The 25,029-nt window shown below is 34.7% G+C and carries 28 protein-coding genes and 1 riboswitch; of the genes, 6 read left to right on the forward strand and 22 right to left on the reverse strand.

The genetic code is table 11. The annotated features are described in order from the left end of the window. Window positions 1-147: 147 nt before the first annotated feature. The 8 genes from BN3107_RS12930 to BN3107_RS12965 all read right to left on the reverse strand — a co-directional run bounded on the left by BN3107_RS12930 (window position 148) and on the right by BN3107_RS12965 (window position 8,421). Window positions 148-1,125, reverse strand: coding sequence for a DUF3221 domain-containing protein (locus BN3107_RS12930; RefSeq protein ID WP_058308068.1), 978 nt, complete (start codon window positions 1,123-1,125; stop codon window positions 148-150). Window positions 1,126-1,204: 79 nt separating this feature from the next. After that, window positions 1,205-1,864 (reverse strand): DUF1266 domain-containing protein, encoded by a 660-nt coding sequence (locus BN3107_RS12935; protein ID WP_058308069.1) that lies wholly within the window; start codon window positions 1,862-1,864, stop codon window positions 1,205-1,207. Next, complete coding sequence (locus tag BN3107_RS12940; RefSeq protein ID WP_058308070.1) at window positions 1,864-3,204, reverse strand: J domain-containing protein; 1,341 nt, start codon at window positions 3,202-3,204, stop codon at window positions 1,864-1,866. Before BN3107_RS12940 ends, BN3107_RS12935 begins: the two co-directional genes overlap by 1 nt. Next, window positions 3,201-4,904: a molecular chaperone HscC gene (locus tag BN3107_RS12945; RefSeq protein WP_058308071.1), complete on the reverse strand. Its 1,704-nt coding sequence runs from the start codon at window positions 4,902-4,904 to the stop codon at window positions 3,201-3,203. Before BN3107_RS12945 ends, BN3107_RS12940 begins: the two co-directional genes overlap by 4 nt. Before the next feature lie 129 nt (window positions 4,905-5,033). Next, a complete protein-coding gene (arsC, locus tag BN3107_RS12950; RefSeq protein WP_058308072.1) occupies window positions 5,034-5,453 on the reverse strand; it encodes an arsenate reductase (thioredoxin) in 420 nt (139 codons plus the stop codon). A 19-nt stretch (window positions 5,454-5,472) separates the two neighbouring features. After that, window positions 5,473-6,768: an arsenic transporter gene (locus BN3107_RS12955; protein ID WP_058308073.1), complete on the reverse strand. Its 1,296-nt coding sequence runs from the start codon at window positions 6,766-6,768 to the stop codon at window positions 5,473-5,475. A 22-nt stretch (window positions 6,769-6,790) separates the two neighbouring features. Continuing rightward, window positions 6,791-7,138, reverse strand: a complete 348-nt coding sequence (locus BN3107_RS12960; RefSeq protein ID WP_058308074.1) for an ArsR/SmtB family transcription factor — start codon at window positions 7,136-7,138, stop codon at window positions 6,791-6,793. Window positions 7,139-7,272: 134 nt separating this feature from the next. Continuing rightward, window positions 7,273-8,421 (reverse strand): metal ABC transporter solute-binding protein, Zn/Mn family, encoded by a 1,149-nt coding sequence (locus BN3107_RS12965; RefSeq protein ID WP_058308075.1) that lies wholly within the window; start codon window positions 8,419-8,421, stop codon window positions 7,273-7,275. Window positions 8,422-8,654: 233 nt separating this feature from the next. Between BN3107_RS12965 and BN3107_RS19440 the strand changes: the two genes are divergently transcribed. Then, the gene (locus tag BN3107_RS19440) at window positions 8,655-9,410 is read left to right on the forward strand and encodes a FixH family protein (protein ID WP_077065122.1); all 756 of its coding nucleotides are present in this window, start codon (window positions 8,655-8,657) and stop codon (window positions 9,408-9,410) included. A 28-nt stretch (window positions 9,411-9,438) separates the two neighbouring features. Here BN3107_RS19440 and BN3107_RS12975 read toward each other — a convergent pair whose 3' ends face one another. Then, the gene (locus tag BN3107_RS12975) at window positions 9,439-9,762 is read right to left on the reverse strand and encodes a DUF4870 domain-containing protein (RefSeq protein WP_058308076.1); all 324 of its coding nucleotides are present in this window, start codon (window positions 9,760-9,762) and stop codon (window positions 9,439-9,441) included. Between the two features lie 116 nt (window positions 9,763-9,878). Between BN3107_RS12975 and BN3107_RS12980 the strand changes: the two genes are divergently transcribed. Continuing rightward, a complete protein-coding gene (locus BN3107_RS12980; protein ID WP_058308077.1) occupies window positions 9,879-11,171 on the forward strand; it encodes a lysine N(6)-hydroxylase/L-ornithine N(5)-oxygenase family protein in 1,293 nt (430 codons plus the stop codon). Here BN3107_RS12980 and BN3107_RS12985 read toward each other — a convergent pair. The 9 genes from BN3107_RS12985 to BN3107_RS13025 form a co-directional block, all read right to left on the reverse strand. Then, window positions 11,153-11,617: a hypothetical protein gene (locus BN3107_RS12985; RefSeq protein ID WP_058308078.1), complete on the reverse strand. Its 465-nt coding sequence runs from the start codon at window positions 11,615-11,617 to the stop codon at window positions 11,153-11,155. The genes BN3107_RS12980 and BN3107_RS12985 overlap by 19 nt on opposite strands. Before the next feature lie 56 nt (window positions 11,618-11,673). After that, entirely contained in the window at window positions 11,674-12,402 is a 729-nt protein-coding gene (gene queE / locus BN3107_RS12990) for a 7-carboxy-7-deazaguanine synthase QueE (RefSeq protein WP_058308079.1), read from the reverse strand. Then, window positions 12,395-12,862: a 6-carboxytetrahydropterin synthase QueD gene (gene queD / locus BN3107_RS12995; protein ID WP_058308080.1), complete on the reverse strand. Its 468-nt coding sequence runs from the start codon at window positions 12,860-12,862 to the stop codon at window positions 12,395-12,397. The genes queE and queD overlap by 8 nt, the downstream gene beginning before the upstream one ends. Next, window positions 12,862-13,530 (reverse strand): 7-cyano-7-deazaguanine synthase QueC, encoded by a 669-nt coding sequence (queC, locus tag BN3107_RS13000; RefSeq protein ID WP_058308081.1) that lies wholly within the window; start codon window positions 13,528-13,530, stop codon window positions 12,862-12,864. The genes queD and queC overlap by 1 nt, the downstream gene beginning before the upstream one ends. Before the next feature lie 80 nt (window positions 13,531-13,610). Further along, window positions 13,611-13,655, reverse strand: a riboswitch (PreQ1 riboswitch). A 68-nt stretch (window positions 13,656-13,723) separates the two neighbouring features. After that, window positions 13,724-14,470 (reverse strand): STAS domain-containing protein, encoded by a 747-nt coding sequence (locus BN3107_RS13005; RefSeq protein WP_058308082.1) that lies wholly within the window; start codon window positions 14,468-14,470, stop codon window positions 13,724-13,726. Next, window positions 14,457-15,107, reverse strand: a complete 651-nt coding sequence (locus BN3107_RS13010; protein WP_058308083.1) for a cobalamin B12-binding domain-containing protein — start codon at window positions 15,105-15,107, stop codon at window positions 14,457-14,459. Before BN3107_RS13010 ends, BN3107_RS13005 begins: the two co-directional genes overlap by 14 nt. A gap of 10 nt (window positions 15,108-15,117) precedes the next feature. Further along, a complete protein-coding gene (locus BN3107_RS13015; protein WP_058308084.1) occupies window positions 15,118-15,474 on the reverse strand; it encodes a globin family protein in 357 nt (118 codons plus the stop codon). Continuing rightward, complete coding sequence (locus tag BN3107_RS13020) at window positions 15,471-15,776, reverse strand: antibiotic biosynthesis monooxygenase family protein (protein ID WP_058308085.1); 306 nt, start codon at window positions 15,774-15,776, stop codon at window positions 15,471-15,473. The genes BN3107_RS13015 and BN3107_RS13020 overlap by 4 nt, the downstream gene beginning before the upstream one ends. Before the next feature lie 328 nt (window positions 15,777-16,104). Further along, window positions 16,105-17,121, reverse strand: coding sequence for an aldo/keto reductase (locus BN3107_RS13025; RefSeq protein ID WP_058308086.1), 1,017 nt, complete (start codon window positions 17,119-17,121; stop codon window positions 16,105-16,107). Window positions 17,122-17,302: 181 nt separating this feature from the next. Here BN3107_RS13025 and guaC point away from each other — a divergent pair, with 181 nt between their 5' ends. Together guaC and BN3107_RS13035 are read left to right on the forward strand one after the other, a co-directional pair. Continuing rightward, the gene (gene guaC / locus BN3107_RS13030) at window positions 17,303-18,280 is read left to right on the forward strand and encodes a GMP reductase (protein ID WP_058308087.1); all 978 of its coding nucleotides are present in this window, start codon (window positions 17,303-17,305) and stop codon (window positions 18,278-18,280) included. Between the two features lie 195 nt (window positions 18,281-18,475). After that, entirely contained in the window at window positions 18,476-18,997 is a 522-nt protein-coding gene (locus BN3107_RS13035; RefSeq protein WP_058308088.1) for a CueP family metal-binding protein, read from the forward strand. Between the two features lie 210 nt (window positions 18,998-19,207). On the opposite strand, the gene BN3107_RS13040 is transcribed toward BN3107_RS13035, so the two are convergent. Then, window positions 19,208-19,867, reverse strand: a complete 660-nt coding sequence (locus BN3107_RS13040; RefSeq protein ID WP_058308089.1) for an SOS response-associated peptidase — start codon at window positions 19,865-19,867, stop codon at window positions 19,208-19,210. 87 nt (window positions 19,868-19,954) lie between these two features. Between BN3107_RS13040 and BN3107_RS13045 the strand changes: the two genes are divergently transcribed. Continuing rightward, window positions 19,955-20,281 (forward strand): thioredoxin family protein, encoded by a 327-nt coding sequence (locus BN3107_RS13045; protein WP_058308090.1) that lies wholly within the window; start codon window positions 19,955-19,957, stop codon window positions 20,279-20,281. 165 nt (window positions 20,282-20,446) lie between these two features. Continuing rightward, window positions 20,447-21,253 carry a VLRF1 family aeRF1-type release factor gene (locus BN3107_RS13050; RefSeq protein WP_058308091.1) on the forward strand — a complete coding sequence of 269 codons (807 nt, stop codon included), beginning with the start codon at window positions 20,447-20,449 and terminating at the stop codon, window positions 21,251-21,253. Window positions 21,254-21,283: 30 nt separating this feature from the next. Here BN3107_RS13050 and BN3107_RS13055 read toward each other — a convergent pair whose 3' ends face one another. From BN3107_RS13055 to BN3107_RS13065, 3 genes are all read right to left on the reverse strand, one after another. After that, window positions 21,284-22,279, reverse strand: a complete 996-nt coding sequence (locus BN3107_RS13055) for a S8 family peptidase (protein WP_058308092.1) — start codon at window positions 22,277-22,279, stop codon at window positions 21,284-21,286. A gap of 74 nt (window positions 22,280-22,353) precedes the next feature. Beyond that, window positions 22,354-23,574: a zinc metalloprotease gene (locus tag BN3107_RS13060; RefSeq protein WP_231735319.1), complete on the reverse strand. Its 1,221-nt coding sequence runs from the start codon at window positions 23,572-23,574 to the stop codon at window positions 22,354-22,356. Window positions 23,575-23,686: 112 nt separating this feature from the next. After that, window positions 23,687-24,853 (reverse strand): HD-GYP domain-containing protein, encoded by a 1,167-nt coding sequence (locus tag BN3107_RS13065; RefSeq protein WP_058308094.1) that lies wholly within the window; start codon window positions 24,851-24,853, stop codon window positions 23,687-23,689. Window positions 24,854-25,029: the final 176 nt, after the last annotated feature.

The raw sequence follows: 25,029 nt of genomic DNA on the forward strand, positions 1-25,029 counted from the left end.
TTTGATTTGCCCAGCATTTTAATAAATTATACATTATCTCGAAACTGAGATAATTAAAATAATAGCAACTATTCATCTCACATTCAAGGTAATTGCTCAGATTTGAAAACCCCGCCTCTTCTTTTTGCGAGTGGCGAGGTTTTCTTTTTACTTTACTTGAATCATTGAATTGATGTAGGAATTGTAACGCATGACATTTCCTTCTGGGTAATAATCAAATCGGATCTCTGCCATTTTACCTTTTAAGATAAGCTCACCCTCTGGTGCCATCAAACTCATCGCCATCACGGATTGAGGCTGAGCTTCTTTTATTTTGTTGATTATCTCCTCTTTCTTATCTTCATCCGTTGTATCTATGAGCACTTCGTCATTTAAGATCACTTCTAGACGATGATACCTTTGCTCCGGAATAATCATTTCTGAAAAAGGGACATTAGCGACTGGTAATTGTCCGCCCTCATTTTCACAATTTTGTAGGTCGAACGATATCGTTTCTTCTTCTGTTAAATAGTATTCTAGCTGTTCACATCCAAATCCTCTTATGGTCTCTTCTACACCATATTCGTCTTGAGTGGCATCAACAAATACTTGATAATTTCCATCTTTATATTGAATATTGTGAAAAATAAGATCACCTTCTGTTGTATGTCTAACCAGTCTCAAGTTCGAATTTTTTTCATTGTCAACTTCTTGTCTGAACATTTCTAACTGGATTAGGTTTGCATACTCTCCATGTGTTTCGACAAGATCATGTTCATTATCTATTACTCTCTCAACTGAGGTAGCTGAACTTTGTCCGGGATAGGACTCAGCAACCGCTCCATGTGTCACCGCAATTTTTTCACCAACAGTTAAAGAAGTTGCTAAACTTTTCTCAATATCCTCTATATTAAAAGAAATAGCATTTCCCGCCTGTTGATTCACTTCTTCTACAGCAATTTCATCGAATGGTTGATCTAATCGTTTTTCCGTTACTAGAATGCGATTATCTTCCTTTTTAGCAACATATCCTGTCATCACATTTTCTGATGGTTCTGGAGACTCTTCACTAGTATTTCCATCATTTGAAGCGGTTCCACAAGCAAAGACAAATAATAGCACGAATACACTAAGAAAATACTTCATTTTAAACGACCCCTTTTACTCATTTATCTAATTTGTCGCTCATTTGTATAAAAGGTTACACTTGAAAATATTAAATTGTCTAAATTTTCGGAGATACTAAATCCTCAAAGGGGGTGTCCCAATCGATTCGATTCATAGGACTTTGTTTCGCCAAAAGAAAGGCTACTAGATATTTTTTATTTTTTTTCACATATGTAGGCTCGATATTTACAGCTTTGAATTGTTGTCCAAGTGCATATCCGTTTATAAAATCCTGCCAACTATAGTATCTTTGTTGTAACAATGAAACGCCTTTTATAAGATATGGATGAAGTTGATCTTCCGTCAAATATTTCACTCTGAAACCGGCTACAGCAAGCAACAAATAATTCACGATATCTATTGCCATAATTCCACCAGTCGGGATATGATAGATTTTTTCATGCATCATTTTCTGACGAAGATAATCTACATTCCGATCAGACATATTTGCTAGCATGACTTCTCTTTTCGAATAGGAAATTAAGCTTAGCTGATGCCATAATTGATTGAATTCCTGTCGCTCACCTTCTTCATATAACCATTGTAATTCACGATCTAAGTCTGCTTTATTATGTATGTTGCATTTATCGCATATTTGCTTACTATAACTTCTTCTAACAGGAAATAAACCTAGACTTTCTAACATAAAGCGATCTTCACGATAATGAAAAGAGATAATAGCACTGACAAATTCCCTGAATTCTTTCGAAAGTTGCACTACGATTGTACCTCCTGATAAAAAAATATTCGAAACACTCGAACGATCATTTTAATAATCATAAAATAGAGTACGACAAGAATCACCATATATCCATAAGTCTCTATAGATGGACTTGGTAATGAGAGCGCTACCGGAAACCATTCGAAAAATGTATAGCCAATTGACCGTTCAATCGAATCAGAAATAATAGATTGTACGATCAAACAACAAAAAAAGAGTAGAAAAATTTTTTTATAAGGTTGTAAATAAAGTGAAAATACTAATTTATCTTTGAATGAAAAAGGTTGTACGCTATTATTCATTAGTGTTTTTTCATAACGACTTTTCTTATTTTTTCTTTGATGGTGAATTATTTTTGTGAAAAGATTATTCGCCTCTACATCATTAGGGTTTTCATCTATCATTTTATGTATCTCTTCTTCAGCCTTATTCCATTGATCTGTTTCCATTAAAGCCTTGATATATAAAAATTTGATAGACGGAATATCATTGAGTTCACGTAATAACTCTGTTTCTTCAATAACTTCTTTCCACCGACCTAATTGGTGTAATAAGCGGATTTTTTCTGCACGACAATCAACATCATTAGGTATTTTTTCTAAACATTCACAATAGCATTGCAAGGCAAGACGAGCGTTTCCTTTTCTTTGATAATAAATTCCTTGCAGTCGTAATAATTCTGGATCATCAGCGAAGATTAATTTGACATTGTCTATTAACTTTTCAGCCTGTTTAAGGTTATTCGCTTTTAGTGCTTCGTAAACATTATTTCTACCTTCTAAGTACCGATCAGCTTCACTGTCTTTCACGCTTTTAAGACAATCATATCTTAAGTAATTATGTTGCTCTAAGTATTTCTTATAGAAATCTTGATCCCATTTCTCCCAATCAAACGTTTCATTCAACAACAGCCAGACCTCAATAGGCAAAAAGGAGTGTTGATCAAGGAATTCCGTGATAGCATGTCTAGTTCGAGGAAACCATTCAACACTCCATACCGCTTCGAAATCTAACAGATTTTTCCATGAGGAAATGTCTATCCGTTGATTAAAATCATGATAAATGAACTGTAATTTCTCGATAAATTCTTCTAATGGTGTCTGTGAGTGGTGATAATGAATAGTGGTAACTGTTTCAGTAGGTAATTTTGTAAAAGCAGTGTTATCATTTTCTTTTTTTCGAACATAACTTACTGCCTTTTCATACGTCTCTCTGAGGTGCTGATATCCTTTAGGATCATCTTCAGGGTGATAATGTTTTAGTTGTTTGGCATATGCACGCTTTATAACTTTCAAATCTTCAGCAGGCTCAATATCAAGTATCTTCCAATCAATCATAAACGGGAATTCCACCCTTCAATTTGATCCAGTCGTTGTTTTAGTTGTTTCGCAGCTTTACTAATATAATCTACCCTCTGTGTTTCAATAACCCGATCAAAATCTTCTAGTAAACTTGCTACTTCATTACGTAAATTTCCTAATGTTTCTTCATATAATCTTTCACCTCTGGCTATTAACAGACGATTTTCTTCCTTTTCACGAGGATGAATTTTTAAAGAGGCCAACTCTTTTAATCTATTATCAACCTCCTCAGTAGATAAGTTCCCCGGATTTTGCTCAATTACGATGGTCTCTTTCATTCCCGAACTAACTTGTGTGCATTCAACTTCCAATATTCCATTAATGTCATAGGTATAGCGCACATCAATCATTTCTTTACCAGCAGGAGCAGGCGGAACCGCAATGGTAACCTCGCCAATTTTTAAATTATCTTTCGTGTTTCTGCTCTCCCCTTGGTAAACATCGATTACGATTTTTTCTTGATTATCATAAACGGTGTAGAGCCGCTTTTCGATACTAACAGGAATAGGTGTATTTCGTTCAATTATCGGCAAAAAATAACCACTCTCATATCGTTGATTCCCCATATCCTTTACAATATCGGTACCTAATGTAAAAGGACATACATCCGTTAAGATTGTTTCTTGTATTGATGTATCTCTTTGTTTTAATGCAGCTTCAATCGCTGTTCCAAGTGCTACTGATTGATCTGGGTCTATCTCGGAATATGGTATTCTACCTATTATTTTGGTCACTACCGATTTTATCAGTGGCATTCTCGTTGCTCCGCCAACCAATATCACTGCATCTAAGTCATCTGGTCTTAAGGAGGCATCATGTAATGCTCGCACGATTGGTGCACGCAACCTTTGTATTAAGGAGTACGTAATCTCTTCAAAAATAACATTATCTATTGTTTCTATGTATTTTTTATCATCTTTCTGAAAGTTGATCGTTGTCTTATTTTCATTGTTTAAGTAACATTTTGCTTGTTCTGCTAGTTTTAACAAAACGGACTTTTCTTTATCTGTTAAGGTATTTGGTTCTATCTTATTTTTGATCAAAAAATATTCAAAAACAGCTGTGGTAAAATCAGTTCCTCCTAAAAAATTGTCTCCTGCAATAGCCCGTACTTGAATAATTTCATCAAATTTTTCTAAGATCGACACATCATAGGTTCCCCCACCTAAATCAAACACAAGAAAATTCACATCCGCTTCTCTATCGTGAATACCATATGATAGAGCTGCAGCAGTTGGTTCACTTATTAAACGTTCTACTTGTAAACCTGCCATTTCTGCCGCTCTTTTTGTTGCCTTTCGTTGATGATCATTAAAATAGGCAGGTACGCTAATTACAGCTTCTTTAACTTCTTCTTTTAAAAATACTTCAGCATCTTGTTTTAATTTACGCAGAACCATCGACGATAACTCTTCTGATAAGTATTCTGCACTGCCTAATCGGATTTTCTTGTCCGTACCCATCGTCCTTTTAAATAAGGAAGCTGTTTTTTCTGGATGAGATATCATTCGTTCTTTAGCTACTTCACCAACTATTATCTCTTTGTTTTCATCAAGACTTACAATGGATGGTGTTAATGAATTACCCAAAACATTGGGAATAATCCTAGCTTTTCCATCCTTCCAATAAGCTACAACACTATTAGATGTTCCTAAATCAATTCCAACCATCGTCATTCAATCACCATCCTTTGAATAGATCCCAAATATTTGTCACTATTATAATAAATGGAAACTCATAACTTGTACAGTAACTTTTGTGCAAAAAAAGTGATGAGCATATACACTCATCACTTTTTTATCATGTCACTTACTTGTCTCTGCAAATTGCTTAATACGCTCACCAATTTCGTCTCTTACGCGTTGAAAGAACTTCCATTTTTCTTCCTCAGTTCCTTCCGCTTTTGCTGGATCATCAAATCCCCAGTGTTCGTTGCGGATACCGAATGGAATCACAGGACACTTATCACGAGCATCCCCACACAGTGTAACAACCATAGTTGAATTTCTTAAAATGTCCAAGTCAATTTTATCTGAAGTTTGCTCAGATATGTCTATGCCTACTTCATCCATAGCTTTTACAGCATTCGGATTTAAGCCGTGCGATTCGATACCTGCACTATACACATTCCAGTCTTCACCTAAATGTTCCTTACCCCATCCTTCAGCCATCTGGCTCCTGCAAGAATTACCTGTACATAAAAAGTAAATTGTTTTTTTCGTCATGATCTCATTTCTCCTTTAATTAAAATAGTAATAAAGTTAAGTATAGTCCAATTAATGTAACAAATAGAATCGGTACTGTTAAAACAATCCCTGTCTTAAAGTACGTTCCCCATGAAATTTTGACTCCTTTTTGAGACAATACGTGCAACCACAACAGTGTCGCTAGTGAACCAATTGGCGTAATTTTCGGTCCTAGGTCTGAACCGATAATATTCGCATAAATCAGTGCTTCTCTTACTACGCCTGATGTGTCTGTTTCTGCAATTGCCAAAGCATCAATCATCACAGTTGGCATATTATTCATAACAGAAGAAAGGATAGCAGCAATAAAGCCCATTGCAACAGTTGCACTAAATAAGCCTTGGTCAGCACTCCATTGAATCAAACCAGCTAATACGTCTGTTAATCCGGCGTTTCGCAAACCATATACCACAACATACATCCCGATCGAGAAAAAGACAATTTCCCAAGGAGCTCCTTTTACCACAGATGTCGTATTGACTGCTTGACTATTTCGAGCCATTAGTAGAAAGAAGATTGCGATGACCCCAGCAATAATAGAGACTGGTACTGCAATAAATTCACTAACAAAATAACCAACTAATAAAACGGCTAGAACATACCATGATAAGTGAAACATTTTTAAATCTTTGATCGCCTCTGCTGGCTTTTTCAAATGATCTAAATTGTAGCTTTTCGGAATATTCTTCTTAAAATATAAATAAAGAACTAGAATCGTTGCCACAATCGAGAATAAGTTCGGAATAACCATTCTTGAAGCATATTCGACAAAACCAATTTCAAAGAAATCAGCAGATACAATATTGACAAGGTTACTTACAATTAAAGGTAATGAAGTCGTATCTGCAATGAAACCACTTGCCATTATAAATGGAAATACCATTTTTTCTTTAAATTGCAGATTACGAACCATTGCCAAGACAATCGGTGTTAAAATTAACGCTGCACCATCGTTTGCAAAAAAAGCTGCGACGATTGCACCAAGTAAACTAACGTATATAAACATTTTTATACCATTACCTTTTGCCAAACGAGCCATGTGTAACGCTGCCCACTCAAAAAAGCCAATTTCGTCTAATATTAAGGAAATCAGAATAATAGCAACAAACGCTAATGTAGCATTCCAAACGATGCCCGTTACTTCCCAAACATCTTGCAAACCGACCACTCCAACGAGTAGAGCAAGGATCGCTCCACCACAGGCCGACCAGCCGATTGAGAGATTTTTCGGTTGCCATATCACCAAGACTAAGGTAACCAGAAAGATACTTATCGCTAATACAACATCTAACAAAACAACGTCCCCCTATTTTCAACTAACAACATGTGATTCTTGTGCCGTTTTTCTCTAATTCTATTAATTTTTCTTGCTGATTTGGTAATTGATCGATTATCGGCAGAATAAATGCATACCATTCAGAATCTTGATTTAACGAATAAAAGACCCATTGTCCTTTGCGTTCTTCCTTAATTAAATCTAGATCTCTTAACTTTCTTAAGTGTTGACTAATAGAAGGCTGGCTCATTTGAAAGATCTCTACGAATTCACATACACAACAGGTTTGCTCTTCTATTAGCTTCAACATTGTCAGCCGTGTTTTATCACCCAGAACCTTTAAAATTTTGGCGGATTTACCGATATCCATCACCGTTTTCGTTGGCATCTAACCTCTCCTTTCTCATCCAAATATAACTATATAACAATTTACTTATATACACAATCGTATTTTAGAATATTTACAAAAAATTTACCTTTACAGAAAAAACACGGAGCGATAAATCACTCCGTGTTTTTCATTTAGTATTCAAGTGCATCGTTCAAAACTTCCAAGTTACGTTCCATTAATGTGAAATACGTTTCTTCGTTATCAATATCTTCTTCTGTCAAGATTGATAAATTGTGCAATTGTAATGATTCTACATTTGTTTCGGCTTGAATAACTTCTGCTACTTTTGGTTCTACATTTTGTTCAAACAAAAGGTATTGTATATTGCGATCTTCTACATGATCAATAATATTTTCCAACTGCTTTTGCGATGGTTCTTCTGACGGTGATAAGCCAGATAAAGCAATTTGTTGGATACCATAACTCTGTTCCCAATATCCATATGCTGCATGTGTCACTAATATTTCATTGTTAGCAGCATTCTCTAATTGTTGATGGTAGCTTTCATCTAACTCAATCAACCGCTCTTCTAAACTATGAAAATTGGAATCAAATGTTTCTTCCTGATCCGGATGTAATTCAATTAACGAATCTTTAACATTGCGTGCTAACTCTATAGCTCGAATAGGGTCGAGCCATAAGTGAGGATCTGCATCACCATGATCGTGATCATGTTCATCATTTGATTCTTCTGTTGTTTGTTGTTCTTCCTCTTCTGAGTGTTCATGATCTTCATGATCATGACCTTCCTCTTCTGCATGTTCATGATCTTCATGGTCATGGCCTTCTTCTTCTGCATGTTCATGGTCTTCATGGTCATGGCCTTCCTCTTCTGCGTGCTCATGGTCTTCTTCATCTTGATGCTCATGTTCATCGTGATCTTGCTCTTCTTCATGATGATGAACATGTTCTACAAGCGAAACCCCTTCTGAAGCTTCCACCATTAATACATCTTCTTCAGCTAATGCTTCTTCGATTTTACTTGCATATGCTTCTAGGTTTGCCCCATTAAACAAAAACATGTCAGATTCAGCAATATCTATCATTGTTTTAGAAGTAGGTTCATAATTATGTGGATCAGACCCTGGTGGTAACACGGTTTCTACTTCCACATACTCACCACCAATCTCTTCTGCAAAATACGCTAATGGATATAAGGTAGAATAGATTGTTATTTTATCATCAGCTATTTCGTTATTTGCTTGTGTATCCTGATCACTGCTACAACCGATTACTAATATTAATAATCCCAAAAAGACAAACACACTAATTTTTTTCATAGAAAATTATCCCCTTTACTTAATATGTATCTTTTAATAATAATGGTTACGATTTAAATCGCATAATAAACCGTCATCATTCCGATTCAATTGTATTATAGCCTAAATCAATGTAATTGTAAATAGTAATTATTACGATTTATTGTTGTTAAATGTCACAAGTTGTTCATTGCTTGTTAATTGAAGTAGAGTTATAGTAAGCTTTAATAGGAAAAATTAAACGGAGGAATATCATGAAAAAATTATTTTTTGCTACACTCCTTATACTGTTAACAATGGCCGCTTGTACCAATTCAGCAGAAAGTGAGCCTGAAGAAGAAGAGGTAAAGGGTATAAGCGTAGATTTTGAGCTAGCTGAGGAAGCTGACACAGAAGAGACAGTCGAATTAAAAGCTACGGTCACATATGGTGAAGATGAATTAGTAACAGATGCCGAAGAAGTTTCCTTCGAATATTGGAATGTGGAAGACGAAGAAGATACGGTAACAGTCGAATCAAGCAATAATGAGGATGGAACTTATACAGCAGAAGTAGTATTTGATCAACCAGGAACATATGAAATATATGCTCATACGACAGCTAAAGATATGCATACAATGCCTAAGAAATCGATTGTGATTAATGGTGATGAGGATATGCAGATGGATCAAGAAGAACACCCGACACATAGTGGTGAGGAACATAGCCACAATGAAGATTTTCTGATCGAATTAGAGGAATATGAAACTGTTACTAAAGAAGAAGAAATAGAATGGACAGTACAGTTAAAAATGGATCAAGAACCTTATCAAGATGCACGAGTGAGATACGAAATTATTCCTGAAGCTAGTGACCAGCATATTTGGTTGGATGCGGAAGAAACAGAAGTAGGTACCTATACAAGTACACATTCTTTTTCCGAAACTGGCGAGTATGAAATCGTCGTCCATGTCTCAGATGATAGTGGCCTCCATGAACATAAAGAATATAGTTTTGAAGTAATTGAGTAAAAAAACAGTGCTTAAAGGCACTGTTTTTTTATTTAATAAATCGGATTACTAATGGAATACGATATTTTTCTCCACTGTATGCCTTAAACAAAGCAATTAGAGTGAAAATGAAAAACAAAATTCCAACAATTGGTGCTAATATAAAACCAATTAATACAAACACTAAAAGTCCACTTACAATTCCATATATCGTGAATGAAATAAAGAAGTTAAGGTATTCCTTGCCATGGTAATCGATAAAATCTGATTCGTCTCTTTTGACCATCCATATAATTATAGGACCGATAATAGCAGTGAAAAAGCTCAAAAGATATATTAACATTGCAAATAGACGTTCATCATTATTCGTCATTTATATCCACCTCCCCAGTAATAATTGTAGCATAATTTGTCAAATAATATGAAACATTAGATTAATGGGCAGTGAACGTATATACTTATAGAAAACGACTAAAAAGAGGGACGTCAATGAAACTACATGATGTAATTGGGATAGGGATTGGACCTTATAATCTCGGGTTAGCTGCCCTAACTGATGAAAAAACCGATTTAGAAACGATTTTCTTTGACCAAAACGGAGAATTTGCATGGCATCCAGGCATGCTTATTCATGGGACAGATTTGCAAGTACCTTTTTTAGCGGACCTGGTAACTTTCGCGAATCCTACTAGTAAGTATACGTTTTTAAATTATTTACATGAACAAAACCGACTATATAAATTTTTCTTTTTTCAAAAATTCGAAATGCCTCGCGCAGAGTATGCTTCCTATTTAAAATGGGTGGCAGAGCAATTGCCAAGCTGTCATTTTAAATCAGAAGTAAGTGATGTCATTGATCATGGCAATCATTACGAAGTTGTTGTTAACCATTGGGGTAAACAAGAGCAGAAGTCATATTTAACAAAACATGTCGTTTTGGGAACAGGCAGTACACCAAATATTCCTTTTGAATTAGACAATATCGAATCGGAAGCTGCTCATCATTCCAGCCAATATTTATATTTAAAAGACAGAACAATACGTGCTAAGCACATTACCGTTGTTGGTTCAGGTCAAAGTGCATCTGAGATATTCTATGATTTACTCAAATTACAGGAACATTTTGACTATCATTTAGCATGGTATACGAGATCTCCTGGGTTTCTTCAACTGGATAATTCCAAACTTGGTCAAGAGGTATTTTCACCAGATTATGTCGACTATTTTCAGACGCTAGCTTTTCAAAAACGACAAGACACTTTAGACCATTTAGGACAATTACGGAAAGGGATTGACAAGGAAACATTACATAAGATTCATGAATTACTCTATCATCGAACGGTCGATAACAACAGGTTACCTGTTACCATTCAACCATTAACAGAAATTAATAAAGTATTAAAGAAAGGGATCGGTCTAGAAGTGCAAGCGACACAGTGGCAAAAGGAAAAATCCATTTCATTTGATACAGAAAAAGTAGTGCTTGCTACAGGTTATAAGCCCAATATACCGGATTGGTTTTACGATCGTTTCCAAGATAAAATAGAATGGGAAGATGATCAACTATATAAAATGGATTCGAATTTCAGACTTTGTTTTAAAGATGGATCTCGTGCTCACCGTTTTTATACACTCACTAATTTGGCCCATTCACATGGAACTGGTGCTACCAATTTAGGATTGGCTGTTGACCGTAATATCCAGATCATTAATGACATAGCAGGTAAAACAATTTATGAGCAACAACGAGACACGATATTCACTCAATTTAACCCTGAATGATGCTCGCGCAAGTTTTTCCTTTCCAATGTTTGATAGTCCTTTGACTTTGTAAAAGGAATTTGGTGGGCAATAGCAAATTGCTCTAACTCTTGATAAAGACGATGTGGTTTGAATGCGATAAGTCTGATTGGCAGACCTTTCCGTCGTTTAATCGATGCATTTTTCGTTGTCCAGCCAACTCTTACAAATTGGATACTCTGTATCTGATCTGGTTTTATTTCTTTACCATATATACGCCTTTTCAGAAAAAGTATTTGATAGTTTATATAGTGATCTGTTATCTGAACTTGAAATGAAATAAACAAACACAGAAAAGTAAATGTTAATGTTATTAATTGAAATGCTAGTAATAAATCAACTTGTGACAAACTAATAGAAATAGTAACCATTTGAAGAATCAATATAGAAATAATAATTTTAGATTGTGACACGGCATAATATTTCATGATCACACCTCCACTAAAAATTATAGCATAAAAAAATAGAGGAATTTGAAATTTTTTCAAACTCCTCTCTTGTTTCCCCAGACTAGTGCATGAACTTGCGGTAAGACACGAACATGATTCAACGTTGAGTTCGCCATTACTTTATCTATTAACCATTCGTATTTATTTAATAAATGATTTGCTAAATCTTTAGGTTGGTGCTCCTCTAAATCATCGTTGCCAACTTGTAAGAAAAAAGGAATACTTGGATATCTCTGATGTACCTTTTCTGCATATTGTAAATCCTCATTATTAAATACTACTACTTTCAAACTTGTATGAGTCAGCCGTTTGTTGGTAATCAATTGATCGATAATATCATCTAAAACTTGCCAATTGGTTTTCATTTTAGAACTAGGCGGCTTCGGAGAAATGGTCAAGTCATCTACCTTTACAAACCAGTCTTGCCAACGACTTCCCTGTGTTTCAAGGGCAACTTCGATATTATTTTCATGAAGCTTGTTGATTAGTCCGTCTAAATGCTTCAATAAGGCTGGGTTTCCCCCTGAAATAGTTACATGATCAAATTGTTCCCCACCTACTTCTTTAAGCTGTGAATAAATTTGATCAGCTGTCATTTTGACGATATCGTCCTTGGCACTTCCATCCCAGGTAAAGGCAGAATCACACCAAGCACAGCTGTAATCACAACCTGCCGTACGAACAAACATCGTTTTTCTGCCAACAACCATTCCTTCTCCTTGAATAGTAGGTCCGAATATCTCTAATATGGGAATCTTATTCATTCAACATCCACTCCCGTCTTGCTTCTGCATAACTTGTTGGTGTTTCAAATAAACGAACAAATTCAACCCGACAGTGATTCATGTGCCCTTGAAGTGCTGCTTCCATTTTTTCAAATATCCAGACCACCATATTTTCTGCGGTTGTATTCATCTTTGGCAAGGTTTCGTTTAAATAACGGTGATCTAAATGAATCTCAATTTGTTCTTTCCATATTTTCTTAATATCACCGAAATCAATAACAATCCCAATATCATCTACATACCCACTGATACCGAATACCACTTTATAGGTATGCCCATGTAAATTCTTACATTTACCTTCATAACAGTGTAAATGGTGTGCTGCATCAAAAGTAAACTCTTTGCTTACTAGTACTCGTTTTTGATGATATTTAAGTTCACCTTTTTGGATGTCTTCATTTATTTTTTGCAACTCTTCCACAATTTGAAAGCCAAACATTACCTATTCCCCTCTGTACGTTGTTCTAGATATACATCTAAACCTTTTTGTCTTAGCTCACATGCTGGACAATCGCCACATCCTGCACCTCTTATCCCATTGTAGCAAGTCAATGTCTTTTCGCGGACATAATCAAACGAGTCTAACTGATCCGCTAATTCCCAGGTTTGTGCTTTATCTAACCACATTAATGGTGTGTGCACAACAAAGTCCTCATCCATTGAAAGATTTAAAGTAACATTCAGTGATTTAATAAACACATCTCGACAATCTGGATAACCACTGAAATCTGTTTCACATACACCAGTAATAATGTGTTTTGCATCAATTTGTTTTGCTAAAATGGTCGCAAAAGACAAGAATAATAGATTACGACCAGGTACAAAGGTGTTTGGTAATCCCCCATCTTCTCCTTCTTCTACCTCTATATCATTACGCGTCAAGGCATTTGGTGCTAATTGATTAAGTAGAGACATATCTAATATCTGATGTTTTAGATTCTGATCCTTAGCGATTTCTTTTGCGACTTCAATTTCTTCCTTATGACGTTGGTTATAATCAAATGTAACTAACTCTACATGATCAAACCTTTCTAATGCCCAGAATAAACAGGTTGTGCTATCTTGACCACCACTAAAGACAACGACTGCTCGATTATTTTTATCCATAAAAAAATCCCCTTTCTAATTTTAAAAAGAGAATTCTGCACACCAAAAAACAAAAAAATCATACCTAAGGCTCGGTATGATCATCCTTAGTTTTTTATAGAGGGTGTAGCTAGAACCTCTCCTGCTATATTTGCAGAGTTTTTATTCGAAACTTCATTATTATAACATATATTTAATAGTTGTACACTCAATTCTATAACATTTGCTTAATTGCTGTTTGTACATTGTTAATTTTCTTAATTTGCTTAAAGCTTACGATATTTGACAATAACCGTGCATGACTAGGTGATAATCCAGTAATAATTGGTTTCTGACCTAACAAAAATATAATCTCGATTAGTTCTCCCAAGAGGTCTATTCCCTTTGGATGCAAATGATCTACTGCGGTGAAATCAATTAATAGTTTCGTACTGTCTGATTGATATAATTCACGAGATACTTTTTCATTAATAATCTGCATTTTATCAATTGTGACATCACCAAAAAGTGGTATCAAAACTAATTCGCTACTTAAAAAAATAAGCGGACCTGATAAAGCATCAATTCTTTGTTGTGCTCGTTCTAATTCTTCCTTTTTTGTTAATAAAGAAAAGTTCGTATCATCCAACCTTTCACGTAATGATGTAAGTTGTATCGCTAATTGTTCTACTTGGTCATTAGCTGGATAACAAACGATATGTCCGATCTGATCATCCCAATTAATAGATACTTGGTAAACGGACAATGGATTGCTGATTGATTTCATATTTAGTTCGATGGACGAGCTATTAAGTGGGTCTTGCAAAAAACTCAATGCTTTTTCTCGACTTTCACTGTCTAACAAACTAAAAAAATCACTACTGCGGATAAATTCCTGTTTTGCTTGGTCTGACGTTTCAAGAATTTTAAAATTTTGATCTACTTTAAAATAGACTACAGGTAGATGTTTAGCCTGCTCCATTTACACCTACCCCACTTTCCCAGTGATCCAGCCAGGTACTGAAATCGTTCATGTCATGACATATTTTACATTCTGTATTCACATGTTTTTTAAGATCAATGATTGTAGCAATTCTTCCACCGATCAGTATTTTAGGTTTCCATGAAAGTGTTGAAAGTTTATCAATATACTCTAATAAAGTAGGTAATCGATAAGTCATTGCAGCTGATAACCCAATAACTTGTGGACGCCAAGTTTCTACACTTTCCATCATGGCATTAAGGGGTAAGTTGGCTCCGTGATATCGTACTTGCCAATCTTTCTCACGACATAAACCAGCAATCATTTTTGTCCCTAATGCATGCTGTTCATCTTCTATACAATAAAGCATTATCTTTTTCTGACTTAATTCTTTCTTTTTCATCGATGGCAAATAAAAGAACTGTGATAAGACAAATTCACAAACACTTGTGGCAAGATGCTCATCTGCAACAGTTATCTCATTTTGTTGCCATAGCTCTCCAATATAACGCATTGCATTTGTCACTATATCTTGATAAAGATAGATGGAATCATTATGATTTTCTAGTAAAAATTCGTATGCTGCTTTTTCATTACCATCTAATAAGTAAGAGGCAAATGTTTGATATGCTTGCAATCGATCACCTTCATTTTTTTGTTAATTGATTTATCGCTTTTGATAAGCAATTTAAATAAAACTCAGTATAAGGTGCCTGCTTCTGACTTAACACCTGTTGTAATTGTTCAAAGTTAAATGAAATATGTTTTGCGGACATTCCTCTAGCCGATAAAAGTTCATGCAACCAATTTGTATAATCTAAAAAAACACTTTCATCATGTAAAGAATATGCCGTAGCTAAATGATCCAGATGGTGTTGATTATCTTCTTTGCAACGGATCACACCAGCTTCTCCATACTTCTCTAACAAATTAGGATAGGCATGGTAAATTGCAGAAACTACCTCTTCTATTATAGCTTCTTGGTTATTAATCGATTCACTCATTCGGCTACCACCTTATACTTATACACTTTCGGCACAATATTTGCTAACTCTTGATCTGGATATTTCTTTTCGAGTTGATGGATATATTGATAATCTTGGCTTGTCACCCAGTTCATATAATCTTCTTTGGATTTCCAAGTAATTTGAACCGTTAATTCGCCAGGCTTTCGTTCATTTTGTAATAATTGAAAGTCCACAAACCCTGGCCACTTATCCACTAATCCGGTACGTTTACGATAGATATTGATTACTTCTTCTGACTTTTCTTCAGGTACATCAAAAACGGAATGGACGATATACACATTATTCACCTCTTCTTATGAGAAGATACAGTATTTCTATTTTAACATTATCAGTTATGGATTACTAGAATTGCAATCAGAGACTATGCTTCGTTATCTTTTTAGAATCTCAATTTAGAAGCTCAATATTGTCATTTAAAGTTTGCAAAAATGCGTAAGTTAGTGAATTTGAGGCTAATCGAAAGCGATAAGGAGAGGCTATTAATAGTTCTTTTGAGCATTATTTTGGCTGAAATGTAGATGAGGTGAATTCTCGCTGACATTCCCAGCATTGATCTCAAAGGAAATGTCGACGAGAAGACACGATTATCTCATAGTTATTTTACTATTATTCCCTTCCACGATTTCGTTGGATGTCTGCTGCTTGATCATACGGATAGCTGACATATAGATCACTTGCTTTATCTAATCGCTTCATTTGATCCTCTGTTAATGACCAGCCTGCAGCTCCTAGATTGGCATCAAGTTGTTCAAGGTTGCGAGCTCCAATAATAGGTGCTGTCACTCCTCTTTTTTGCAGTAGCCAATTTATCGCGGTTTGAGCAGGCGTTTTTCCAGCTTGATTTGCCACGTCTATTAATTCATCTATCAAATGCCATGTAAACTCATTATTATACATATCCCAGGTTTCCTGGTAACCTTTTTTGTCAGCTTCTGCAATTCTAGTATTCTCTGGAGGTTGTGATAAAGCTCTGGTGAATTTTCCACTTAACCAACCACCTCTTAACGGACTCCACGGTATAACACCTAGACCCTCATTTTCGCATACATCAATCAGTTCCCATTCCGTTGCTCGCGTTAACAAGTTATACTGTGGTTGTAAGCATGAAAAAGCTTCCCAACCATTCTGTTTACTAACATCAATCGCTTTTTGTAGTTGCCAGCCTTTGAAGTTACTAGCTCCTATGTAACGTACAAGGCCTTCTCGCACAAGATCATTTAACGTACTTAGTGTTTCCTCTAAAGGCGTACGCGGGTCCCATGCATGTACTTGATATAAATCGATGTAATCCGTTTTTAATCGATGTAAGCTGTCTTTAATACCAGCCATGATATGTTTGCGACTTAATCCTATATCATTAGGTCCCTCTCCCATTGGAAATCGAACCTTTGTCGCTAAAACAAAATCATCTCTTCGTTGCCCTTTTAGCCAGTTACCTACAATTTCTTCCGATGCACCGCGCGTATATACATCCGCAGTATCAAGGAAGTTGCCACCTTTTTCTTTATAATAATCTAATATCTTAAAACTATCAGACTCGCTGGTCTCTCTCCCTAAAGTCATTGTACCTAAACATAATTCACTTACACGTAATCCTGTTTTACCTAAATAACGATTTTCCAATAGTTGCACCTCCGTATAGTAATCGCTTACACTGTTAGTATAACTAATTTTTCATTCTTCGTAAAAAAATTCGTTTTATGACTATTAATCATTGACAACTCTATCTATTTATCATATATTACTGAAGGCGAATATTTTTCGCTTCAATCAATAAAAAGGTTCGTTTTTAGGAGTGGAAACTTTGGAAAATGTATTTGATTATGAAGATATTCAATTAATTCCCACAAAATGCATTGTGAACAGTCGTTCAGAATGTGATACGTCTATACAATTTGGTAAACATAAATTTCGTCTACCAGTAGTACCCGCTAATATGCAAACCATCATTGATGAAAAAGTTGCTCTATATTTAGCAAAAAGAGGCTACTTCTATGTGATGCACCGGTTTGAACCAGAAACAAGGAAAAACTTTATTAAAACATTACATCAGGATAATTTAATCGCTTCTATCAGTGTTGGTGTGAAAGAGGAAGAATATCATTTTATAAAAGAACTGGCTAGTGAGAAACTTGTACCTGATTATATAACCATTGATATTGCCCATGGCCATTCCAATGCAGTAATAGACATGATTCAACATATTAAAAAAAATTTACCTGCTACTTTTGTTATTGCTGGAAATGTTGGAACACCTGAAGCAGTGCGTGAGTTAGAAAACGCTGGTGCTGACGCTACTAAAGTAGGAATAGGGCCTGGAAAGGTTTGTATTACTAAAATCAAAACAGGTTTTGGAACAGGTGGCTGGCAATTAGCGGCGTTACGTTGGTGTGCAAAAGCTGCGACAAAACCTATTATTGCCGATGGCGGTATCCGTACACATGGTGATATTGCTAAATCTGTCCGTTTCGGTGCATCTATGGTGATGATCGGCTCACTTTTTGCAGGGCATGAAGAATCACCTGGAACTACTGTTGAGAAGGATGGTCAATTGTTCAAAGAATATTTTGGATCCGCTTCAGAGTATCAAAAAGGTGAAAAGAAAAATGTCGAAGGTAAAAAAATGTATGTAGCGTACAAAGGGTCATTACAAGATACGCTAACGGAAATGGAACAAGACTTACAATCCTCGATATCATATGCTGGCGGGACAAATCTTGAAGCAATACGCACTGTCGATTACGTAGTCGTTAAAAATTCAATTTTTAATGGGGATAAATAATCAACGTTATGATAATAAGGCGAATTCTACTATCAGAATTCGTCTTATCTTTTGAATTTTTTAATGATATGACAGAAAAAGTATCTGTTGCTTGTATTAAAATTTGTATATATTTTGACTTTTACGAAAATCGACCCTATCGAATTTTTAGAAGTGCTATAATATCTATGAAACAAACGAAGGGGTGTATCCAAAATGAAAAAAATTTATTTATTTATAACTGTTACAATACTTTCTCTCTTAGCAGCCTGTAGCGGCAACTCCAACCAAGATGAATTATCAAACGCAGAGTTGAAAGAATTGGTTCAACAATATAGTGTTAATGATAAGACCGCACAATCTGCTTCCATTTCTTCGACAGATTTGATTATTACTGAAAAAGATGGACAGGAAAAGTCTTACTCTTTACCTAATGACGAGTTTTTTGTTTCGATTGCACCATATGAAGATTCGACACACCCATGTACAAACCACAGTTTAACTGGTTGCCAAGGAGAAATGGCAAATACAGAATTTGATGTATATATTGAAGACATGGATGGTAATGTTTTGATAGATGAACCAATCACATCATTTGATAATGGCTTTATTGATCTATGGTTGCCAAAAGATAAAACCTACAAAGTCACAATTAAACATGATGGCAAGGTTGTAGAATCTGAAATTTCTACTTTTGAAGAAGATGGTACATGTATTACAACTATGCAATTAATCTAAATTACTTAGTAGCTATTTAGGTGGTTTAATGACCACCTTTTCTTTTAACACATCTTAGTCTTCCTATATCACGGTGTAATCGTCCGTAAAACCCCCACTTCAAGAGTCGAGCGACAGCAAAGAATCTAAGTGGGGGTTTTACGGACGCTAACTTCCTGATAAGTTTCGCTAACAATCAGTGAGAGTTTAAAACTCCCACTGATTGAAGTCTCACTTTATCGGTTCAATTAGACTTACGTCATTCACACTTGGATTATTTACTTTTTTAGATACGGGATATGCTGTCATTTCACTGGAATTATATGAAGTTAATAAACTTTTCAAAACCTTTTTATCTTTTAATGATGGATCAAGCCATATATCCTGTGCTTGTTTATCTAATATAACTGGCATCCGATCATGAAGAGACTGCATTAGATCATTGGGCTTTGTTGTTAATATCGTACATGTGACAATCTCTTTCTCCTCTGTTCTCCAGCGATCCCACAAACCGGCAAATGTGAATACTTTTCCGTCGTTTACTACGATACGATAAGGTTGCTTTTGATTCGATATCCGTTTCCATTCATAAAAACTATCTGCAACAATTAAACAACGTCTTCGTATCAATAAGTTCCTAAAAGAAGGCTTTTCATCTACAGTTTCACTTCTGGCATTGATCATTTTACTACCAATTTTCGCGTCCTTTGCCCAACTTGGTATCAATCCCCATTGTAAATATCCTGCCTTTCGTCCTTGATTTGTTCCCACAATCGATAATACGTTTTGAGTTGGTGCAATATTATAACTTATTTGTAAATCATCGATCGAAATATTTAATTCACTTTCAAGCACCTCTTTAGAAGTTTCCAATGTAAATCGCCCACACATAAATCATCTCTCCCTTATTTTAATATGCACTCCTTCTTCTTATATAATAACCATTTCGTGTTAAACTAAAAAGTAGAGGTGATCATAATGTTTCAAACATTTCATTCGGAAAACGAAATAGATTATTTTATTGAATCCAATCAGCTTTCTTTTCTTTATATTGCAAAAAATAATTGCAGTGTTTGCCATAGTTTATTACCACAAATCGAAGAAATCATGCAATATTTCCCTGCAATTGTAACAGGATACGTTCTTATAGATGAACTCCCTAGTATTGCAGGACGGTTTTCTATCTTTTCGGCACCTGTGTTAATTCTTTTCATAGAAGGTAAGGAATACCTCCGTGAAGCACGAATCGTCCACCTTGACCAATTTCAATCAAAATTAAATAGAATTTATCAACATTTTGATTAATCTCCACCTTATATTTAAATATTCTTCGTTAACATTTCCCGGGAAATCAGTTTTGTTCACATTATCCATCTGCAATTTTATATATTCTATGTTTATTCAGAATAGATTTCGGTTAGATAACAAGTAGAAGAGATCAATTCAATATAAAGGAGTAGATGTTACTTTATGGATATTAATAAACAAATTAAACAGTTAGAAAGTGTATACAAAGAAAAGCCACAACGTGTCTTCAGCATGTATTTAAATACAGATCCATCTGACCCGGAACAACAAGGTGGTGAATGGAAGATCCATCTAAAAAATGGCTTAAATAATTTTGAGAGTTATTTACAAGAAGAAGATGATTCTGATGAAAAGCGAAACTATTGGGCAGTAAAAGAAAAAGTAGAGAACTATATAAAAGAAAATGAACAAAGTTTTGCGAAAAGTGTCGTGATCTTTGCTACTGGAGATGATTCAGTTTGGTTCGCAGAAAAATTCCAAATGCCTGTGAAAACTGAATTTAATTGGGAGGAGACAGCAAATCTTGACCAGTTAAAAGAAATGTTCGATAGCTTTCCACAAACAGGTATTATTCTTACGCAAAAAAATGCAATTAAAATTTTAGATACGGAGCTCGGAACGTTAAAAGACACCAAATTATATGAGCTTGATTTAGATACAGAAGACTGGAGAGAACATACAGGACCTCCTCGCGGTCATGCAGCATTAGGTGCTGGTGGTAAAAATACTCAAAAGGAGCAATTTGAAGCACGATTTAATGAAAACAGGTATCGTTGGTATAAGAGTATTGCAGCTACTCTAGATAAATTAGCAAAAAACAAACAATGGTCACGTATCTTTATTGTAGGTGATAAGGATGAAGCAAAAGACTTAGAAGATAATATGAATAAAAAAATAGATGAAGTTGTTCCTAAAAACATGCTAGAACATGAAGAAATGAAAGTCATTAATAAAGTAATAATGAATTAGATAAAAAATCGAGCGATATGCTCGATTTTTTTATATGCTAGCTTCAGATATTATATATGGTTTACCTTGTGACAAAGTACTATTTTGATTACTTGAGCTAGAGTCAGAACCTAGCATCAATAACCCATTTCCTTCAATTCTTTTACTATATTGTAGAGGAATTGTTGCTTTAACTAACTGTCCGTAAATCTCAGGTTCAGTTAGCTTCCTTCCAAATTCCTTTTCCATTTGTTCTATAATAACTGCTGCTGCACCTGCAACATGCGGCGTTGCCATCGAAGTACCAGACATTGTTGCATATTTATTACCTGGATAAGTAGATTTTATTTTCACTCCAGGGGCAACCATATCGATTTCATCATTTGTATTGGAGAAATCAGCCAATTTCAGGTCGAAGTCTACTGCTCCAACCTGCAATACTTCTTTATAATAACCTGGATAGTTTTTCTCTGTCGTGTTTCCTATTCCGTCCCCACTATTTCCAGCTGCACAAACAACCAAAATATTGTGTTTCACTGCCTGTTGAATTGCTTGATGGAGCCTTTTATTATTTTGAGATGTACCACAAGACATAGAAATCACTCTTACTCTTTCGTTTCGGTTCCCTCGCCAACGGATCGCATACTGTATCGATTGAATAATACTTTCCAACTCACCTTTTCCTTCTTTATCAAATGCTTTTAAGATAAGTAATTTAGCCTTGGGTGCCACGCCTACTACCCCATTATCATTTAGATTAGCAGCAATCGTTCCTGCAACATGTGTGCCATGACCGTTCTCATCCGATAAATCTGTCGATAAGCCATAATTTTCTCTAGAAAAATTTCTTCCACCTATGATTCTATCTGCCAAATCAGGATGAGTCGTATCACAACCTGTATCAATCACTGCTACCACAACTTGGTTACCTTTATAGCCTTTTCTCCACTTATCAGGAGCTTTTATTAACTGGACACCTGCAGGAATTTCATCAGCATGATCCTTATACGTTTCGACCTGGTAGGGGATTAAATTAATTTGAGCCATTTTTCTCCTCCTTTTCTACGCCTTATTACAGTAGATTCGGAAAAAGAAAAATGGCATGGGGCATGTGACTATTATCAAGCAGATTTTCTGGATTTTCTTACAGAATAAATTAATAATACTAAAAATAATATCGTTTGACCCACTATTACTATGGCATCCCAAAAATAAATATTATTAATAGGTTTTATAAGATTTGGTACACTTGTTAATAACATATAATAAAGCTGAGGTATAAAATAAAAGAAAATGATAATCATCGTTAATCCAACACTAATAAAGTAAAAAACTGAATAAGTTTTAACGATTTTCTCTTCCCCTTCAAATGTTGTCGTATGCTTTTCTTCTTTTATAAACGGAATCCATGTACTCATCATCTTTTTACCATTCTCCATTAAATTATAACAACTCGTCATGTTCTCTAAAACATAATATAAATCGGTCTTCATATAAATGCAACACTGATAAATAGTTTTTATAAATAAATCTAATATAATTAATGACAAAATGCCATCAATAAGAAAATTTTGAGAAAGTACTGTAAGTTTCAATGTTAATGTCAAACTTAAAATCAATTGATCAATATACATTCCAGCAAGAAATAACAAATTGCGAGATTTTGCTGGCAATTTCCATGCATGTGTTAAATCTGTTTCTGCTACGATGAGAAAAAGCCTGTTACTTATCTGAATATTTGCCGGTAAACCATGCGCACGAATAGCTAAAACATGACCGAATTCATGAAATACGAGCATAATTAAGATAATTAAGGCATAAAGTAAGGTATTAAATACCATCGCATCAAAAATAAAAAGATCTGTGTATACAGGTAAAAGCTGTGGAGATTTTATAAACAAAATAATATTGATAACTAACAATAGAAGAAATATTGGGATAGTAAATCTATTATATAACTTGCTCGCAAATCTTGGAGGTATCCACATGAACCCTGTTGGAGCAGAGTTTTGTGTGTCCACAATAATTTCTTCGCCATCCACTTCCTTAACTAAACCTAATTCAATTAATTGTTCTATAAAATCTATTAGATCTACTTCTTCCTTAGGGTATCTAGCTCTTAATTCTTTTTCTACATCTAATAATGAATTGCCAGTATTGATTCTTTCAATAGCATCTACACAAACTTTAGGCATTTCAAAAAATTCACCTGTTTGAGGTTGCTCAACTATGTAATGTTTCTTATCTTCTCTTATATGGAGAGATCGTAATGATATAGTAGATTCTAATGATATTTTCATCCTTTCACCACCTAAATAAGAAAAATAGGATGCTATTTTCATAGCATCCTTATAAAACTATCTTGGCCAATTGTTATAGAACGGGCACCACCAACAAGTAGCTTTTAACTTATTTAATTTTCTAATTTTCATAAAGTATACCTCCCTTTTTATTTTATTTATCTGTTAAATCATGATAGTTTTTATGATACTCGACCCATATTGGATAAACCTTCTTAAAAGTATCTACAAGGTCGGGATCAAACTGAGTTCCACTTCCATCTACAATAATTTGATACGCTGTTTCTAGCGGTAATGCTTCTCGATATGAGCGTGATGACGTTATTGCATCAAATGCATCGGCAATCATTGTAACTCTTGCAAGGAAGTCTATTTCATCACCCTGTTTGCCTTCTGGATAACCTTTACCATCCCAGCGCTCATGGTGATGCTTTATAACATTAATATAGTCAACGATACCCTCTACCTCTTCTACTGCCTCTGCACCTACAACAGGATGAGTTTTTATAACATCATACTCTTCTTTTGTTAGATTATTAGGTTTTGACAATATACTGTCTGGTATATGAATTTTTCCAATATCGTGTAATAAACAAGCATAATAGAAAAACTTTTGTTCATCTTTTTTTAGTTTTCCTGTTTCTTTTACTAGTAGGTTTGCATAATCTGCTACTCGCTCACTATGACCACGTGTATATGGATCTTTCAATTCCAAAGTTGCTATAACGCCTTTTACAATTCCTTCTAGTTGTTTATCGTAGGATGTCTCAACTGCCTTTACATATGCAAGAAATCGAAATAAAAGAATACAAGCAACTATTGAAAGAATAGATAATATCAGTATAGGAATTACCACTACAATATCTTCCAAAACAATGCCGATAATAACAAACTTTAAAGTGGTACCTAAAGAAACTAAATAAAAAAAGCTTTTACTAACGAATATTGGAGAAAATAATATTATTACTAATTCTACAATATTCCCATTTGCATATGTTTGATCGTTACCTAGATAGAATACTAATTCAACTAGTAAATTGGTAAATGTAAAAGTTATAAAGAAAATATACTTAATCTGAAAGGATTTATCATGTTTTATTAAATAGTAAGCTATCGGGATTAATATAATGCAAACTGTATAAATGAAAATATCTAATCCATTTTTATTTCCTAATGTGTCCAGTTCCCATGGCATCTGAGGTAATATATAATAGTAAACTAATTCATAACCGAAATAGATACCGTAGAACAACCACAAAAACCATATTGTAGTTCTTTTCTCTTCATTAAGAAGGTTAGAATACCTATGTAAGTTTTGCATGTTTTGATCCTTTCTTAAATTATTATACTATATAAAGAACGAAAATTCTACATTTTTCATGTATTTTTTATAAAAAGTATTAATAATAGTATAATCGAAATGTCGAGCACTGTAAATAACTGAGCCAATTTGGCAAATTATCATGTTTATTTATTACGATACCTTTATTATTTCCA

Origin of the sequence: Gracilibacillus massiliensis, from assembly GCF_001458115.1 — a bacterium.
Lineage (GTDB): Bacteria > Bacillota > Bacilli > Bacillales > Amphibacillaceae > Gracilibacillus > Gracilibacillus massiliensis.

Excerpts from the sequence above, each read along its gene's own strand:
- queC (WP_058308081.1), bottom strand. The coding sequence starts at position 13,530 with ATGGATAAAAATAATCGAGCAGTCGTTGTCTTTAGTGGTGGTCAAGAT.
- BN3107_RS13045 (WP_058308090.1), top strand. The coding sequence starts at position 19,955 with ATGTTTCAAACATTTCATTCGGAAAACGAAATAGATTATTTTATTGAA.
- BN3107_RS13005 (WP_058308082.1), bottom strand. The coding sequence starts at position 14,470 with ATGGAGCAGGCTAAACATCTACCTGTAGTCTATTTTAAAGTAGATCAA.
- BN3107_RS13015 (WP_058308084.1), bottom strand. The coding sequence starts at position 15,474 with ATGAGTGAATCGATTAATAACCAAGAAGCTATAATAGAAGAGGTAGTT.
- BN3107_RS19440 (WP_077065122.1), top strand. The coding sequence starts at position 8,655 with ATGAAAAAATTATTTTTTGCTACACTCCTTATACTGTTAACAATGGCC.
- BN3107_RS12930 (WP_058308068.1), bottom strand. The coding sequence starts at position 1,125 with ATGAAGTATTTTCTTAGTGTATTCGTGCTATTATTTGTCTTTGCTTGT.
- BN3107_RS12960 (WP_058308074.1), bottom strand. The coding sequence starts at position 7,138 with ATGCCAACGAAAACGGTGATGGATATCGGTAAATCCGCCAAAATTTTA.
- BN3107_RS12945 (WP_058308071.1), bottom strand. The coding sequence starts at position 4,904 with ATGACGATGGTTGGAATTGATTTAGGAACATCTAATAGTGTTGTAGCT.
- BN3107_RS13055 (WP_058308092.1), bottom strand. The coding sequence starts at position 22,279 with ATGGCTCAAATTAATTTAATCCCCTACCAGGTCGAAACGTATAAGGAT.
- BN3107_RS13060 (WP_231735319.1), bottom strand. The coding sequence starts at position 23,574 with ATGAAAATAGCATCCTATTTTTCTTATTTAGGTGGTGAAAGGATGAAA.
- queE (WP_058308079.1), bottom strand. The coding sequence starts at position 12,402 with ATGAATAAGATTCCCATATTAGAGATATTCGGACCTACTATTCAAGGA.
- BN3107_RS13050 (WP_058308091.1), top strand. The coding sequence starts at position 20,447 with ATGGATATTAATAAACAAATTAAACAGTTAGAAAGTGTATACAAAGAA.
- queD (WP_058308080.1), bottom strand. The coding sequence starts at position 12,862 with ATGTTTGGCTTTCAAATTGTGGAAGAGTTGCAAAAAATAAATGAAGAC.
- arsC (WP_058308072.1), bottom strand. The coding sequence starts at position 5,453 with ATGACGAAAAAAACAATTTACTTTTTATGTACAGGTAATTCTTGCAGG.
- BN3107_RS13065 (WP_058308094.1), bottom strand. The coding sequence starts at position 24,853 with ATGCAAAACTTACATAGGTATTCTAACCTTCTTAATGAAGAGAAAAGA.
- BN3107_RS12985 (WP_058308078.1), bottom strand. The coding sequence starts at position 11,617 with ATGAAATATTATGCCGTGTCACAATCTAAAATTATTATTTCTATATTG.
- BN3107_RS12965 (WP_058308075.1), bottom strand. The coding sequence starts at position 8,421 with ATGAAAAAAATTAGTGTGTTTGTCTTTTTGGGATTATTAATATTAGTA.
- BN3107_RS12940 (WP_058308070.1), bottom strand. The coding sequence starts at position 3,204 with ATGATTGATTGGAAGATACTTGATATTGAGCCTGCTGAAGATTTGAAA.
- BN3107_RS12975 (WP_058308076.1), bottom strand. The coding sequence starts at position 9,762 with ATGACGAATAATGATGAACGTCTATTTGCAATGTTAATATATCTTTTG.
- BN3107_RS13035 (WP_058308088.1), top strand. The coding sequence starts at position 18,476 with ATGAAAAAAATTTATTTATTTATAACTGTTACAATACTTTCTCTCTTA.
- BN3107_RS13040 (WP_058308089.1), bottom strand. The coding sequence starts at position 19,867 with ATGTGTGGGCGATTTACATTGGAAACTTCTAAAGAGGTGCTTGAAAGT.
- BN3107_RS12980 (WP_058308077.1), top strand. The coding sequence starts at position 9,879 with ATGAAACTACATGATGTAATTGGGATAGGGATTGGACCTTATAATCTC.